This window comes from Acinetobacter sp. YH18001, from assembly GCF_013416975.1.
Classification (GTDB): Bacteria; Pseudomonadota; Gammaproteobacteria; order Pseudomonadales; family Moraxellaceae; genus Acinetobacter; species Acinetobacter pseudolwoffii.
Genome location: NZ_VPEU01000049.1, coordinates 1 through 15,396 on the forward strand (window position 1 = coordinate 1; position 15,396 = coordinate 15,396).

At 45.1% G+C, this 15,396-nt stretch carries 13 protein-coding genes, 3 tRNA genes, 1 other RNA gene and 1 pseudogene; 10 read left to right on the forward strand and 8 right to left on the reverse strand.

Annotated features, from left to right (window positions below; translation table 11 throughout):
- Both lptD and FTV48_RS12410 read left to right on the forward strand, forming a co-directional pair.
- A pseudogene (gene lptD, locus FTV48_RS12405) lies at positions 1-126 on the forward strand (LPS assembly protein LptD); the annotation flags it as partial.
- Positions 127-158: 32 nt separating this feature from the next.
- On the forward strand, positions 159-2,825 hold the full coding sequence (locus FTV48_RS12410) for a M66 family metalloprotease (RefSeq protein ID WP_180000536.1): 2,667 nt from the start codon (positions 159-161) through the stop codon (positions 2,823-2,825).
- 112 nt (positions 2,826-2,937) lie between these two features.
- Here the strand turns inward: FTV48_RS12410 and FTV48_RS12415 are convergent.
- From FTV48_RS12415 to coaD, 4 genes are all read right to left on the reverse strand, one after another.
- A tRNA-Met gene (locus tag FTV48_RS12415) sits at positions 2,938-3,014 on the reverse strand.
- A 72-nt stretch (positions 3,015-3,086) separates the two neighbouring features.
- Positions 3,087-3,464, reverse strand: an RNA gene (rnpB, locus tag FTV48_RS12420) — RNase P RNA component class A.
- Between the two features lie 26 nt (positions 3,465-3,490).
- Positions 3,491-3,754 carry a YfhL family 4Fe-4S dicluster ferredoxin gene (locus tag FTV48_RS12425; RefSeq protein WP_005097729.1) on the reverse strand — a complete coding sequence of 88 codons (264 nt, stop codon included), beginning with the start codon at positions 3,752-3,754 and terminating at the stop codon, positions 3,491-3,493.
- Position 3,755: 1 nt separating this feature from the next.
- Positions 3,756-4,247, reverse strand: coding sequence for a pantetheine-phosphate adenylyltransferase (gene coaD, locus FTV48_RS12430; RefSeq protein WP_004280585.1), 492 nt, complete (start codon positions 4,245-4,247; stop codon positions 3,756-3,758).
- Between the two features lie 139 nt (positions 4,248-4,386).
- On the opposite strand from coaD, the gene smpB reads away from it, so the two are divergent.
- On the forward strand, positions 4,387-4,866 hold the full coding sequence (gene smpB, locus FTV48_RS12435) for an SsrA-binding protein SmpB (protein ID WP_004280586.1): 480 nt from the start codon (positions 4,387-4,389) through the stop codon (positions 4,864-4,866).
- Between the two features lie 56 nt (positions 4,867-4,922).
- Here smpB and FTV48_RS12440 read toward each other — a convergent pair whose 3' ends face one another.
- Genes FTV48_RS12440 through rluD form a run of 3 tightly spaced genes read right to left on the reverse strand, consistent with a single transcriptional unit; the run spans position 4,923 to position 7,354 of the window.
- Complete coding sequence (locus tag FTV48_RS12440; protein ID WP_005097730.1) at positions 4,923-5,483, reverse strand: flavodoxin family protein; 561 nt, start codon at positions 5,481-5,483, stop codon at positions 4,923-4,925.
- 40 nt (positions 5,484-5,523) lie between these two features.
- Complete coding sequence (pgeF, locus tag FTV48_RS12445) at positions 5,524-6,264, reverse strand: peptidoglycan editing factor PgeF (protein ID WP_180000538.1); 741 nt, start codon at positions 6,262-6,264, stop codon at positions 5,524-5,526.
- Positions 6,265-6,301: 37 nt separating this feature from the next.
- The gene (rluD, locus tag FTV48_RS12450; RefSeq protein WP_100329101.1) at positions 6,302-7,354 is read right to left on the reverse strand and encodes a 23S rRNA pseudouridine(1911/1915/1917) synthase RluD; all 1,053 of its coding nucleotides are present in this window, start codon (positions 7,352-7,354) and stop codon (positions 6,302-6,304) included.
- Positions 7,355-7,425: 71 nt separating this feature from the next.
- Between rluD and FTV48_RS12455 the strand changes: the two genes are divergently transcribed.
- Together FTV48_RS12455 and FTV48_RS12460 are read left to right on the forward strand one after the other, a co-directional pair.
- Positions 7,426-8,418 (forward strand): outer membrane protein assembly factor BamD, encoded by a 993-nt coding sequence (locus FTV48_RS12455; protein ID WP_180000540.1) that lies wholly within the window; start codon positions 7,426-7,428, stop codon positions 8,416-8,418.
- A 193-nt stretch (positions 8,419-8,611) separates the two neighbouring features.
- The gene (locus tag FTV48_RS12460) at positions 8,612-10,525 is read left to right on the forward strand and encodes a DNA primase (protein ID WP_100355888.1); all 1,914 of its coding nucleotides are present in this window, start codon (positions 8,612-8,614) and stop codon (positions 10,523-10,525) included.
- An 81-nt stretch (positions 10,526-10,606) separates the two neighbouring features.
- Here the strand turns inward: FTV48_RS12460 and hemA are convergent, their stop codons facing one another.
- Positions 10,607-11,890, reverse strand: coding sequence for a glutamyl-tRNA reductase (gene hemA / locus FTV48_RS12465; RefSeq protein WP_005169843.1), 1,284 nt, complete (start codon positions 11,888-11,890; stop codon positions 10,607-10,609).
- Positions 11,891-11,968: 78 nt separating this feature from the next.
- Here hemA and FTV48_RS12470 point away from each other — a divergent pair, with 78 nt between their 5' ends.
- From FTV48_RS12470 to FTV48_RS12490, 5 genes are all read left to right on the forward strand, one after another.
- On the forward strand, positions 11,969-13,681 hold the full coding sequence (locus tag FTV48_RS12470) for a tetratricopeptide repeat protein (RefSeq protein ID WP_034608942.1): 1,713 nt from the start codon (positions 11,969-11,971) through the stop codon (positions 13,679-13,681).
- A 7-nt stretch (positions 13,682-13,688) separates the two neighbouring features.
- Positions 13,689-14,267 (forward strand): lipoprotein insertase outer membrane protein LolB, encoded by a 579-nt coding sequence (gene lolB, locus FTV48_RS12475; RefSeq protein ID WP_005097737.1) that lies wholly within the window; start codon positions 13,689-13,691, stop codon positions 14,265-14,267.
- A 21-nt stretch (positions 14,268-14,288) separates the two neighbouring features.
- A complete protein-coding gene (gene ispE, locus FTV48_RS12480) occupies positions 14,289-15,116 on the forward strand; it encodes a 4-(cytidine 5'-diphospho)-2-C-methyl-D-erythritol kinase (RefSeq protein ID WP_034608941.1) in 828 nt (275 codons plus the stop codon).
- 2 nt (positions 15,117-15,118) lie between these two features.
- A tRNA-Gln gene (locus FTV48_RS12485) sits at positions 15,119-15,193 on the forward strand.
- Between the two features lie 25 nt (positions 15,194-15,218).
- Positions 15,219-15,293 (forward strand) — tRNA-Gln (locus FTV48_RS12490).
- The last annotated feature ends 103 nt before the right edge of the window (positions 15,294-15,396 follow it).

Genomic DNA, 15,396 nt, shown 5'->3' on the forward strand with positions numbered 1-15,396 from the left:
AAAAGCTTACATTACTTGCATAATTGGCAGATCAACGATCAGTTCTCGACCAATCTGGAATATAACTACGCCTCAGACAAAGATTACTTTGCCGACCTGGACAATAACCCGAACTCAAAAACTGACTAAACACATTATACTTGTGTGTTTGTGCAGCAATGTTATCTGCTTGTGGAGAATCGTCCTCTAACAACACTAACAATAATAATGCTGTAGAACCTGAAAGCTCTATAACTCAAAAGCTTTTTAGTTTTATTACTTCAGATTCTGATTATCCAGAACCAGTTAAAGACACTTTCAGTTCCAATACTTTAGGTTTTTTTGATATTAATGCTGAAGGCAGTACACGTACTATTCGTAATGACTTGACTGGTAATTTTGCCGCAATGGTCCAGTTCGCGCAGAACCACACTGTAGATCCTAAAGGGAATGATACAAAGCAGATGCCGCGTCTGACCACTGAAAAAGATGCCTTGCTTTTAGTCACGCCTACAGCCGCTATGGGTGATGTTCAGCAATTAAATGCTGAAATCTACCTGAATAGCCGACTTGTACGCCGTATAGCTTTACAAGAGCCATCTCAAATTCCAGCTGCAGACCAAACAAATAATGACAATCGTCCACGAGTTCAATACTCCAAACGGGCTTGGACAGCTACATTAAATTGGGATGAGATCAAACCCGGTTTAAATATCCGTATTGTTGATCCTAATTCCCGTAAAAATGGCCGTTTGGCAGCAGACGATATTGATTTTGCTGCACCAGGCGAATTGGTGGTGCAATCCATTCGTCTAGGACTGCTTTCTCAACCACCAACAGGCAATTATTTATTCTTAAATCAGCCTGAGCAGGCGGGTGCCGACTACTTGCAAACCATCCCTGCTGCAAAAATTACAGTCAGCAAATACGACGACATGATTTTAGACAAAGTCATGGTCGCAAACGGTAAAATTTACGATACTGTCAGTGAGACTGAAGGTGGTGTTTATGCAGGTGACATGCGTGAAAATACAGCTAAATCAACATTCAGCACAGGAATCAACCTTGCAAACTGGGGTATTACCAGTGCTGGAATGGCTAGCCAACAACAACCGCAACTGACACAAAGTGTGGTCATTCATCATGCCCGCGGAAACTATAAAAATGGTTACCAAACTCATGGCTTAAGTGGGGGTAATGGTATTTTGACCCTGATTGATTCAGTAGGAAATGAGTTCAGCCATGAGATCGGTCACCATTATGGCTTGGGGCATTATCCTGGACAGAATGGTGATAACTACTTTTGGGCATCCCATCATAGTGACAGTGGCTGGGGTTATATTTCATATCGTAAACGTATGCGCAGTAATATTAACTGGAATGTGAGCAATGTGGATAATCGCCTGAATGGAACTCCACTATTCGATCAACAATATGTATATGCGCCTGATTCTATGGCCGGTGGCAACTTTTCCAGTTCACTATCACGTTATACTCACTACACAGGTTATAGTACTTATCATAAGATTCAGCCTGCTTTTGGCAAACCTGTCTGGGATGCCAACTCTCCAACAGGCTATAAACAATGGAATCCCTCTACCCGTCAAATGGAAGTAATTCAGCCCAAAGTACCAAACTCAAATCAGGTCTGGTATAACAGCGCCGACGGTAATTACTTAAAACCGGAAAAATCTGGTGTTCCCATATTTACAATTCTGGGAGGTTATGACCCGGTTGCTAAGGTGGGCTTAATCTATCCTGCAGCCCGTGGAAACTGGGGTAATGTATTTAATCTCCCACAAGCAAATACCAGTTTAAATACTGCAAGCTGTTGGGTGAATGTGAAATTTGTGAATAAAGCTGACGAAAATATTGCGCTTGCACCCACACGTATGGGGAGTAATGCCAATAAATTCCACATCAATCTAGCACAAAGTGATTATCCAAAACACGTTGATTTATACTGTAACGATGAAGACAAGCAAGCAGTTAAGCTTTCATCAATTGATATTCCTATCTATGCTACACCGTTACCTTCTGCTGTGACTTTAGGTAAGGAACAAGGTTATACAGCTTTACGTAAAGTTGAGTTACCAGAACTTGAGCAAGCCTTGCTGAATAACCAGGGTAAAACGATTGCAACATTGTCAAGCCATCATAAAGTTTTATACGATACATACCACGGTAACAAAAACGAATTTTCTCCTGCCGCACTTGCAGAACTTGTACGTTATGAACAACAAGAAAACTTGTTATACCGTTTAAATCGATGGATTAATGTATATCGTAATGATTTACGCTCTGTTCCAGCAGCGAACGATGCTTTAAAGAACTTCGTTACAGAATTAGGACTGCCAGCAACAAATCCAATGCAAGATGCAAGTATGTTAATCATGCCAAATATGAGAGGTTCTTGCTTAAAAGCTGAAATTGCCGCAGGTGCAACACAACCGACTTTATTTATGAGTGGTAGAAATGGCTGTACAGGTGAAACATCAACGCTTTGGGCATATGACGCGATGGGCAAAATCCATAGTGCAGGATATCCAGGCTATTGTCTCGCTGGCGCAACACTGACGCTGTGTAATAATAATCAGGCGAACCAAGCATGGGCAGCACTGGCATCCGGTTCAACACAACAGTTCCGTACTGGCAGTAATAGCTGTCTAGATCTCCACGGTGGTCGAGCTCCTGCCGATGACGGTCGAGGAACATTAACTACTTATAGCTGTAACAGCGCAAGCAATCAAAAATGGACACCAATTCCACAAAGCCAAAACTTTGTTTTAGCTGCGTCGAGTAGCCAGAATTTACCAATTCTTGTCAATACACTTCGTACTAATTAAATTGTGGTTTCTATAACCAGTGACAAAAAAGACCACTCAGTTAGAGTGGTCTTTTTTCATGGCGCGCTACATAAAAAAAACCCACTCAATCGGAGTGGGTTTTTTCAGAATATGGTGGCTATGACGAGACTTGAACTTGTGACCCCCGCATTATGAGTGCGGTGCTCTAACCAACTGAGCTACATAGCCTTAAACTGTGCGCGCATTATGAGATTTTCTTTAAAGAGCGTCAACCCCATAATGCACTGTTTGATCAAAATTTGTTGAAGTGAGCCGATAAGCCGGGTTCTGTCGTGAACGATCATTCCTCTAGGCGCACAATCACTCATGCGCTCAAGCGACCTACCCGAATCCAGCATGGGCCATGCCTAATGGATTCCTATTTGGTCTTGCTTCCGGTGGGGTTTACCTCGCCATGAACTGTTACCAGCCATGCGGTGCGCTCTTACCGCACCCTTTCACCCTTACCTCCGATTCCGATTGCTCGAAAACATAATGAAGGCGGTCTTCTCTCTGCTGCACTTGCCGTCGGTTTACACCGCCCAGGCGTTACCTGGCACCTTGCCCTATGAAGCCCGGACTTTCCTCCCCTGCTTCAATCACGGAGATCTCCACAGCAGCGATCGTCTGGCTCACTTCGAGCGGCATAGTACCAAATATCGAGACTAATTGCTTGATGTTTTTTGAGCAGTCAGTTTTTCATACTTGGCTTGCAGCTGCTCCTGCGTTTCCGCATGGTTCGGATCCAGTGGAATACAATCCACCGGACAGAACAGCTGACATTGCGGTTGATCATGATGTCCGACGCACTCTGTACATAAATCTGGATGAATCTCATAAATGAGTTCACCCATATAAATGGCCTCATTCGGGCATACAGGTTCACAGACATCACAATTAATACATTCATCGGTGATATATAAAGACACGCTACCAACCTTGTTGAAGTTTACGCTCGAAGGCAGCAACCACGTTTGGTGGTACAAACTTGGTCACATCACCTCTTAATCGAGCAATTTCACGCACCAAAGTGGATGAAATAAAAGAATATTGCTCTGAAGGAGTTAAAAATACCGCTTCAAAGTGGGAGTCAAGCTGACGGTTCATATTGGCCAGCTGAAATTCATACTCAAAATCGGACACTGCACGCAAACCACGCAGTACAGCCGTCGCTTTTTGTTCACGAAAGAAATTGACCAGCAAACCATCAAAACCTACAAATTCAACATTGTCCAAATGACTCAATGACTCTTTTGCCAGGGCAACACGCTCTTCCAGACTAAATACCGGATTTTTATGATGACCGATGGCAATCGCCACAACGACCTCATCAAACATTCGCGCTGCGCGGGTTACCAAATCAATATGTCCATTGGTAATTGGATCAAAAGTCCCCGGATAAATCACACGAGTTTTAGACATCCATTTGTACTCTGTTTGTTATGTAGAATCTTATTTTAGCAAAAACTTGTTTTTTTGGTGAATAATCCTCATTAATTTAAAAAACTTCACCTTATTTCTAGTTGCGGTACAATAGCAGCACGTTTGGAAGTATCAGATTATGGCGAAAGCATCTATTGTAGTAAAAAAAAATAATGGCGGTACCATTGCACTGAATAAACGTGCCCGCCACGATTATTTTATTGAAGAGAAATTTGAAGCGGGGCTGTCATTAAAGGGCTGGGAAGTCAAATCAATGCGTGCCGGTCGTATGACCATTGTAGAAAGCTATATTACCTTTAAAAATGGTGAAGCTTTCCTGTTTGGTGCGCAAGTTCAGCCTTTGCTGAGTGCTTCAACACACGTGGTGCCTGAAGCGACCCGTACCCGAAAACTGTTGTTGAATCGCCGTGAAATTGAAAAGCTGATGGGCGCGATTAACCAGAAAGGTTATTCCTGCGTGCCACTGGCCTGTTACTGGAAAGGCCCACATGCCAAGCTGGAAATTGCACTGGTCAAAGGTAAGCAGCTCCATGACAAACGTGCCACTGAAAAAGACCGTGACTGGCAACGTGATAAAGCGCGAATTTTCCATAAATAATGGATCAATACTTGAATATAAAAACCTCCAGCATGTGGAGGTTTTTTTATCACTGACTAAGCTGGATGATTTAAGCGCGCCAGTGTCAAAGCAATATATTCGCCAAACCAGAGCGCGGTTTTTAAATCCCCTTCAGGTGGGGTGACTTCTACCGGTGCATTGTCCGACTGGGTCATCAACCCCAAAAAGCTCGACATACGATTCAGATCAGTCACGGCACGACCTGTCGGCATCAAGGGCAAACCGCTCCACAACATACCATGCTGCATCGCAAACAGGTTGATTTGCTGCAACACTGCCAGTTTGTCGCCACTAAGTCCGCCACCATTGGTAAAAGCTGCTGCCAGTTTGCCCTGCCAGCTACGCGCCAGCCAGCGCTTGGATGACTGCTCCATAAACAGCTTCATGGCAGAGGTCAGGCTTCCCATATAGGTCGGACAACCAAAGACAATCGCATCTGCGGCATCTAGCACATCCCAATCAATATGTTCGACATTCATCATATGCACCTGAACACCGGTTTCCCGTGCACCATCGGCAATAAAATTTGCCACTTTAGCCGTGTGTCCATAAGGACTGTGATAAACAATCGCAACAGATTTGGAAGATAGGGACATAATGCTCAAAAGCCAAAAAATTCAGTTAAGTTTAACATTTTCATGCCATAAACACGAATGTCGCCATACGACCCGTTTTAGGCTCACGGCGATAAGAAAAATATTCATCCGCCTGACGATAAGAACACTGATCCCCGCCCAATACGGTATGTATCCCATGTTGTCGCAAGATATAACGCGCAATCGCATACAGGTCGGCATAATATTTACCCGCCTGCTCGCCCACCTGAAATGCACTGTCCAGTTCAGGATATTTACTGCAAAAAGCCACTTTCACCTCAGTGCCAATTTCAAAACAGGGCTGACTGATGGCTGCACCAAGCCAGGCCCAGGTCGGCGGAGTCTGCATGGCCGCAATGGTATTTTCGATAATACCACCGGCCAGACCACGCCAACCGGCATGCAAATTGGCAACTTCCGTACCATCGGCATTACCTAACACCACCGGCAAACAGTCTGCGGTCATCATCATCAAAGCATGCGCTTTGCGCTGCGTCACCAGACCATCGCCGACCAATGCCTCAAAAGTTATCTGTTCATTAATGCTATGACAGATGGTGCTATGGGTCTGTGTCATCCAGGTAATTTTATCTACGCCAAAGGCAGCGAAATCTTGCAATAAAGCCATACGATGCTGTTGTACCCGCTGCGCATCATCCTGCACATGCAAGGCCAGATTAAAACCTGCAAGCTCAGGCTGCGTGGATGGCTGTACTTTCGCATGATGAACGCGGGTCTGACCCACATACACACCTTGTGGAAGTCCTGGTACAAATTGCATCTCGATTCCTTGCTTTGACGCGAGCTAAATAAAAAAATTAATAGGCTTTGTTTTCGGTGCGCAGCACTTCAATCAGATTGGCAAAATCTTCCGGCCACGGCGCTTCAAAGGTCATTTCTTCTTTGCTACGCGGATGGGTCAGACCAAGTTTTGCTGCATGCAAGGCCTGACGTTTAAAGCCACGTAAAGTATCATCTAATAATTGTGATGCACCTGCCGGCATACGTACACGCGGCATATACACCTGATCACCAATCAGGCCAAAGCCGATATAGCTAAAATGCACACGAATCTGGTGGGTACGTCCGGTTTCCAGACGGGCTTGAACACGGGTGAAATGCTGGAAACGCTCTTTGACGTTGTAATGCGTCACGGCATCTTTACCGCCTGGAAGTACAGTCATTTTCACACGATCTACCGGATGGCGTTTGATCGGTTCGTCAATGGTACCGCCGGCAATAATATTGCCGTAAACCACCAGATCATACAGGCGATATACTGATTTTTTCTCAAGCTGTTTGCTAAGAGAGAACTGTGCTTCCAGATTTTTCGCGACGACCAACAGACCACTGGTGTCTTTATCAATACGGTGTACCAGACCGGCACGTGCCAGTTCAGCCGATTTTGGATAATGATGTAACAAAGCATTCACCAAAGTACCCGATGTATTGCCTGCGCCCGGATGCACAACCATGCCGACAGCTTTGTTAATGACGATAATGTCATCATCTTCATAGATGATGTCCAGTGGAATATCTTCCGGCAGGCTGCGCGTTTGCGCTTCAAGCTCGACATTTAAGGTCAGGATTTCAAAACCATCACTTTTAAATTTCGGCTTGACCGGCTGACCATTCACCAATAAATTGCCATCTTTGATCCATTGCTTTAATTTTTCTCGGGAAAAATCGCTCCAGACCATCGCGGCAATCTGGTCGATCCGTTGCCCGATATAAGTTTCATCCAGTTGAAATTGCAACGATAAACGTGTTGCAGTTGCTTCTGAAGTATGGTTATCTGCATCCTCAGAATCTTCAAGTAAATTGAAATCAGTATCAGGGATATTAGAATTGGAAGATTGTGCTTGACTCATTTGCTCATTCAGACAAAAGTGGTTTAATAGTGCAATTGTAGCTCATTGCCCGTATTAACAGAGGAATTTTTATGTCGCTACCACATTATAAAATGACAATGCTTGCCCTCACGATTGGCATTGCATCGGCAATGGTAGGCTGTAGCAGTAATCCCAAAAAAGAAGTCATGGATAAAGGTCCGGAATCTAGCGAACAGGTTTATATTCAAAAAGCACAGAAAGCGCTAGATCGTAATCAATATACCGATGCAGCAAAACAGTTAGAAGCGCTGGAAACGTATTTTCCGACCAGTCAGTATGCCCCGCAAGCGCAGCTTGAACTGTTGTATGTGAAATTCCAGCAAAAAGATTATGAAGGTGCGGTTGCACTGGCAGAGCGTTTTATCCGTCTGAATCCGCAACATCCAAATGTCGACTATGCCTACTATGTACGCGGTGTCGCCAATATGGAACAGAATTATAACGGCCTGCTGCGTTATACCTCGCTGAAACAGTCGCATCGTGATGTCAGCTATCTGAAAGTGGCTTATCAGAATTTTGTCGATTTCATTCGCCGCTATCCGTCTAGCACCTATGCGGTCGATGCAGCGCAGCGCATGAAATTTATCGGTCAGGAACTGGCTGAGCATGAAATGAATGCGGCACGCTTTAATTTAAAACGTAAAGCCTATCTGGCTGCGGTTGAACGTGCACAATGGGTGGTGGAACATTATCCACAAACCCCTCAGATTCCAGAAGCACTGGCAACGATTGCCTATGGCTATGATCAACTGGGTGATAAAGCAACCTCTCAGCAATATGTTGATGTGTTAAAGCTGAATTATCCAAATCTGGTGAAATCTGATGGTACGGTCAACTTGCGTGCAGCACGTAGCGAAAGCAGTTTCTTTAACCGTGCCACACTGGGTATTTTTGGTAAAGAAGCCAAGACGGTGACTGACAACAATGCAGAGTCGGATGCGCCAGAAACTGAAAAGCGCAGCCTGACCAATCGTGTATCTTTTGGTTTGCTTGATCGTCCTAAAAATACCGAAGCAGAGCAACCTGAACCGACTGCCGAATAAGCCGACTGTCACAGGTGCATTTTCTTTAAGGGCAAGGTATCATACTTGCCCTTTTGCTTTGTCCCGGCCAGGCTTGAACAAATCGTGCAAAAGGTATACAAAGGAAGTTAAAAAGAATTGACCTGAATCAGTTGAATCCTATTGATTCAATCACTTAAACCTTAGATACGCAGCACGAGAAGCTCAGCAGATTATGGCAATTCCTCAACATACGATTGATCAGATTCTCGATCGCACCGATATTGTCGATGTGATTGGTCAATTCGTGAAACTGAAAAAAACTGGCCGTACCTATTCGGGCTGCTGTCCTTTCCATCAGGAAAAATCGCCCTCTTTTCACGTCTATCGTGACAAACAATATTTTCACTGTTTTGGCTGTCAGGCCAATGGCAACGCCATCCGTTTTTTAATGGACATTGGTAGCCGTAATTTCGTCGAAGTGATGAAAGACCTGTCCAGTCAGACCGGCATTGAACTGCCAAAAGACAATACTGATTCCAATAAATTAAAATACAAACGGGAAGCAGCCAAACCGAAAATAGTCGCTACGACCAAAGTTGAGAATACGCAAGCTCCGCAACGCCCAGCACAAGAATATTCTGTGTCGGATGCTTCTTTTGATCCATTTGCAGAGTTTCAGGCCTCCGAACAGGATTTCTACGGCGACCCTTTTGCTGCTTTTGAACACATGCCAATGGCCGAAGTTCAGCAAGACGGCAACTTATACGACCTGCTGGAAAATATTGCGCAGTTCTATGAACGCCAGTTACCCAACAGTTCCAGTGCACAGCAATATTTCAAGCAACGTGGCCTGACTGCAGAAACCATTGCCTATTGGCGCTTAGGTTATGCACCTGAAGACTGGCAACATCTGGAAAAAGCCTTTCCTCAGGATATTGAAGGCCTGAAACTACTGGGGCTGATTCGTACCAGCGACAGTGGCCGTGATTTTGATCTATTGCGTGAACGGGTAATTTTCCCGATTCGTGATACCAAGGGTCGTGTGGTCGGCTTTGGTGGCCGTGCGCTCAATGACGAGATCAAGCCCAAATACATCAACTCGCCAGACTCTGAAGTTTTCCATAAGAACCAGTTGCTTTATGGGCTGTATGAAGGCAGAAAGCAGAAAGCCCAGGAATGGCTGATGGTCGAAGGCTATATGGATGTGATTGCATTGCAGCAATACGGCATTCATGGCGCAGTCGCGACACTGGGGACTGCCAGTAATACCGACCATCTGAACATTCTGTTTAAGCAGAACAACCGGATTACCATTGCCTTTGATGGCGATGCTGCCGGTCAAAAAGCCGCACGCCGAACGCTGGACATTGCCCTGCCATTACTCAGTGATGGCCGTGAGCTGAAATTCTTTGTTTTGCCTGCTGACCATGACCCGGACTCCTTGATCCGCCGTGAAGGCATCGAAAACTTTAGACGCTTGCTGGATCAGGCGCCGCTGATGTCGGACTTCGTGTTTGCCCATCTGACCCAAAATCAGGACATCACTACCCCTGAAGGTAAAAGTCAGGTCATGGGTGAACTGAAAAATCTGACCGAATTATTGCCTAAACATGGCTCATTCCGCTATTTGCTGCAGCAATTTTTCCGCGAAAAACTGGGCTTTAACCGTAAATGGCAACCCAAGGTTAATACCGATGCATCCTTAAGTTTTAGCACCAAAATTGATGCTGAAGAATATGTGATTGCAATTTTGATGAATCATCCCTATTTGTATATTCATTTTGAACCACTGCGTGCGCTGGTATCTGAAGATCAGCTGCTGTTTAAAATCCTAAATATTCTGAATGTGATTTTTGATGACCTGCCGGATGATCCTGAACTCTCGATCTATTATGTTTTAGGTGCCTGTGCAGTACATCATCATGAATTACAGCATATTCTACAACATGCCAATGTGAGCGATTATACCTCTTCGCCTGAACAGGCCGACAAACTGGCGGCAGACTTCTCGACCAAGCTGCAATATCAGTGTCTGAAAAACAAGATAAAATCGAAAAAATTTAGCAGCATTGCAGAAATGAAGAATCTGAAAATGCAGATTTACGAAATTGATAAAAAACGCTCCATGACCTTATTGGACGATTAACAGTTTTAAATCGCTTCAAATAAAAATAAGGCGTTTATCTCTAAACGCCGTTCTTCAAAATAGCTATTGTTAAAGAGCTCGCTAATGTTTGGTCTTGCGGCGTGTATCAACTACCTCTTGCAAGGTATCGCGCATCATTTCAAAACAGCTTGGATCTTCCGCCTTGGCCGCCTCACGCAGCACAATAGAAGTCGGATGTAAGAGTTTCTGTGTCAGGCGGTGCGAAAACTCAGCCATAACCATTTCTGCTTTTTCACCCTGGGCAATACGTTGCAGCGCCAATGCCAGTTCTTCCTGCCGCAACTCTTCACCATGGTCACGATAAGCATGAATGGTGGCCCCGGCCTGCTTGACCTTTTGCTGGGTCATCAGTTCTGTTGCGAGCTGATTCACCATAACTTCGGCTTCAACCGCAGCCTGACGACGATGCGCCAGATTTTCCTCAATCACGCTTTGCAGATCATCGACGCCATACAGATATACCCCATCAAGTTTTTCAACTTTAGGATCGATATCACGTGGCACGGCCAGATCGACTAACAACATTTGCTGATAACGGCGTTTTTTCAGTGCCGCTTTGATATCTGCAAAATGAATCACCTGATGCAGACTGCCGGTACAACTGGAAATCACATCGGCGCGATGCAGATTGTCTGCCAGCTGGTCAAAGTCAATAATTTCTACTTCTACCCGATGCGCAATTTCCTGCGCCAGAATGTCTGCACGTTCTCGGGTACGGTTACAGATAATAATCTTGCCCACACCCATTTCTGCGAGATGCTTGGCGACCAGACTGTTCATCTCCCCGGCTGCTACCACCATAATGGTGAGCTTGTCTGGATGACTAAATACCTGTAGGGCCAACTGTGCAACCGCATAGCCCATCGATACCGCATGACTGCCGACAGCAGTCTCGGAACGAACCCGTTTGGCCGCATAAAAGGCATATTCAAAAATTCGGTTTAAACTGCGTGACACCGTCTGGGAGTCTTTGGCAAGAGAAAGTGCATTTTTGACTTGTCCCAGAATCTGCGGTTCACCCAGCATCAGTGAATCCAGACCACTGGCGACACGCATCAAGTGCGTCACGGCTTGGGCATTTTCATAACGATAGACATGATTTTGCAGTTGTTTGACATCCACCCCATTTTTTTGGGCGAGCCAGTTCAGCACCATGTCGACATTGTCAGACATCGCGTAAACTTCGGTTCGGTTACATGTAGACACCACCACCATGTCGTTTAATTCAGGGTGTTGGCTTTGCTCGGCAAGAATGGCACTTAACTTTTCAGGGTTAAACGCAACTTGTTCCCGCAGTTCTACAGAGGCAGTTTGATGGTTGACACCCAATGCAAAGAAAGACATATCAGGTCATCATTTCAATAAATTTATGCTATTGTGCAATATCGGTGTCATAAAAAGCATTACTTGGATCAAGAAAAATTGCGTCAAACAATCAGCCGTATCAACGGCCCTACAATTAAGCAATATTCTACCACATTCCTACTGGTGGGTAGCATGGCTTCAACTGCTCATCTTTATGCAGCGGAAGCAGTTTACCATGCAAATCAAAATTATGATGCCATAAAACAAAGTATGATGGCCGAGTTTGCCATTGCCGCACATGACATTCCGACTGCTTTGCACAACTATACGGTTCTGGCAATCAAGAGCAATTCCACCACGGTCAAGCAGCGTGCACTGAATGTTGCATTGGAACATGATGATTTACAGGCAGCCCTCGATATCTCGACCCACTGGGTGGTACAGGAGCCGCAGGATGTCCCCGCCTTATTTTATTTATCCCATATTGCCCTGAAAGCGCATGAGTATGAGCTGGCGGCAGAGACCTTAGAGAAAATCCTGCAAATTGATGACAGTGCCGATCTGGAAGAAATTCTCGCCGGGATTTCACCTGAAGGCACGGAAGACCGCAGCTATCTGATTCAGGCTTTAAGCACCACCAAAGCCAGAGACAATCCGTCTATTCTGGTGCTGGTGGCCGGTCTGGAAGCACAAAATGGTCAGCTGGAACAGGCTTTAAATACCATTAACCGTGCTCTAAAAAAACGTCCGAATGCGACTGGTTATATCCTGATGAAAGCCAATCTGCTGAATGCTCTCGGCGATCCAGAAGAAACCCTACAATGGTATGAAAAATCCAGCCGTAAACACCGTAACAATCTGGATGTGCGTCTGGCCGAAGTCAAATATCTGGTCAAGCTCAATGAATCGACTTTAGCGCTAAAAAAACTGCAGGATATTCTAAAAAAATGGCCAACGGCTGAAGAAGCCTTGTTTATTGCCGGACTGACCAGTATTGACTTGGAAGAATACGAGAAGGCCGAAAAACATCTGGTCGAACTGCGTTATTCTGCGCAATATCAAAATGAAGCCTATTATTATCTGGCAGTGAATGCTGAACGCAAACAGCACTATGAAACCGCCAAAGCCTATTATCGTCTGGTCGATGGCAGTCTGTACACCGTCTCGCGTCGTAACATGATCTCGATTTTTGCCCAGCAGGATAAGCTGCATGATGCGCTGCGTTTCTTGACTCAGGAACGGGTGAATTATCCGCAACATGCCAGCTTTTTATATCTGGCCCAGGCAGATATTTTAACGCGTATGCAGAATAAAAAAGCTGCGATCCGCCTGCTAGAAGAAGCCAGCAAAAACCTGCCGGATGATCCGGAACTGGTTTATGCACAAGTGCTATTGCTAGATCCACATCAGGATCGCAACAAGCTGGATGAATTGCTGGCAAATTTACTCAAGATTGAACCGAATAGTCCGACCTATCTGAATGCCTATGCCTATACCCTGGCAATGCAGAACCGGCGTCTGGAAGAAGCGCGCCGCTATGTCGAACAGGCACTGGAGTATGCACCGGAACAGGCTTCCATTCTGGATACCTATGGTTATATCTGTTATTTACAGAATGACTTTGCCACGGCTGCAGATGTGTTATACAAAGCGTATCAACTCAATCCAAGCGTGAAGATTGGGGTACGTTATGCGCGTTCGTTGTACATGAATGGTGATATACAACACTTCCATCAAGTATTACAACAATTACAACAAAACCATCCAAATGACCCCGAATTAAAACAACTTAATTCGCTATTGTTAGCACCACAAAACCAAACGAGTTAATTCTTTTATGCGCAATTTAAGCCAATTGGGCTGCTGTGCCTTTGCAGCAACTGCTTTATTCTTAACTGGCTGTCAGCAGATGATCAATCCGCAAACGCCAGTGACACCTTCTGTACAGGCAGATAATCAATTCCAGCTGCAAGGTAAAATTGGTGTGCGCACACCGCAACAGACCGGCAGTGCATTTTTTACCTGGGTACAACAGCAAGAAGAATTTGATATTGAGCTGAGTGGCATTTTAGGTGTGGGCAAAACCCAGATTTCCGGCACGCCCGGCCAAGTCACATTAAACAGTGCTAAAACAGGTGTGATTCAGGCGGCAAGTGCCGAAGAATTACTGCAACGCGCCACAGGCTGGCAAGCACCGATCAGCTATTTAGTGGACTGGGTACAGGCCCGCCCTGCGACAACGACTGCTAAATTGCAAAAAGATGATACACAGCGGATTAGCCAGATTATTGAACAGGGCTGGACGGTCGATCTCAATTACAATGCGCAGGCCAAAATGCCAAACCGCTTGATTTTAAAGCAGTCACTTGAAAATGGTGCGGAAAACCGTATTACAATGATCATTGAAAACCGTTAATTGACCTGATGTTAGCCCATGATGATTCGTGTTCCCTCGCCTGCTAAACTGAATTTGTTCTTACATATTACCGGTCGCCGTGAAAATGGCTATCACGAGCTGCAAAGTATTTTTCAGCTGATTGATCTGTATGACTGGCTGGAGTTTGAACAAACAGATGATCAACAGATCCAGATTGAAGGGCTGGCCTCAGTCGATCTGGAACAAAATTTAATCTATCGTGCGGTACAACTGTTGAAGCCCTATGCTCAAACACTGACCGGGCTAAAGATTCGTCTGGAAAAAAATATACCGATGGGTGCTGGACTCGGGGGCGGCTCGTCGAATGCAGCCACCACCCTGATTGTGCTGAACCAGCTCTGGCAGTGCGGTTTAAATATCGAGCAACTGGCAGATCTCGGAGTCAAGCTGGGTGCAGATGTACCGATATTTGTACATGGTCGAAATGCCTGGGCTGAAGGCATTGGCGAACACTTAACATTCATAGACTTAGATCAAAAACAATTCATTGTGTTAAAACCTGACTGTTTTATCAGCACTCAACTGCTTTTTTCGCAAAAAGCATTGACAAGAGACACGAAGAGCACTAAATTTTGCGCCTATCAGCAAACGCCATCTGATTTTGGAAATAACTTTGAGCCACTGGCTCGATCCTTATATCCTGAAGTCGATGAAGCGATGCAATATCTCGACCAGTTCGGTATTGCAAAACTTACAGGTACAGGTGCTTGTGTGTTTATTGAAGTCACTGAAAATCTGAATATCGAAGATATTCTTGCAAATGCACCATGTAAAGCTTACCTGGTCAACAGTTTACAAGAATCACCTTTAGTTCAGTTTAAAGTGTAGATAGGGGTATCGCCAAGTGGTAAGGCACCGGGTTTTGATCTCGGCATCCGTTGGTTCGAATCCAGCTACCCCTGCCATTTTCACCTGTAGATGTACTGTATTAGGGGTATCGCCAAGTGGTAAGGCACCGGGTTTTGATCTCGGCATCCGTTGGTTCGAATCCAGCTACCCCTGCCATCTTACAGTTCATACAAAGCAATGTTCCTAATGCAACAAATGTTTGCTATTGGTTCGGCTTTAGTTTCTACGCGTCTTGCAGCAGCTCAGGTAATGGCTGATC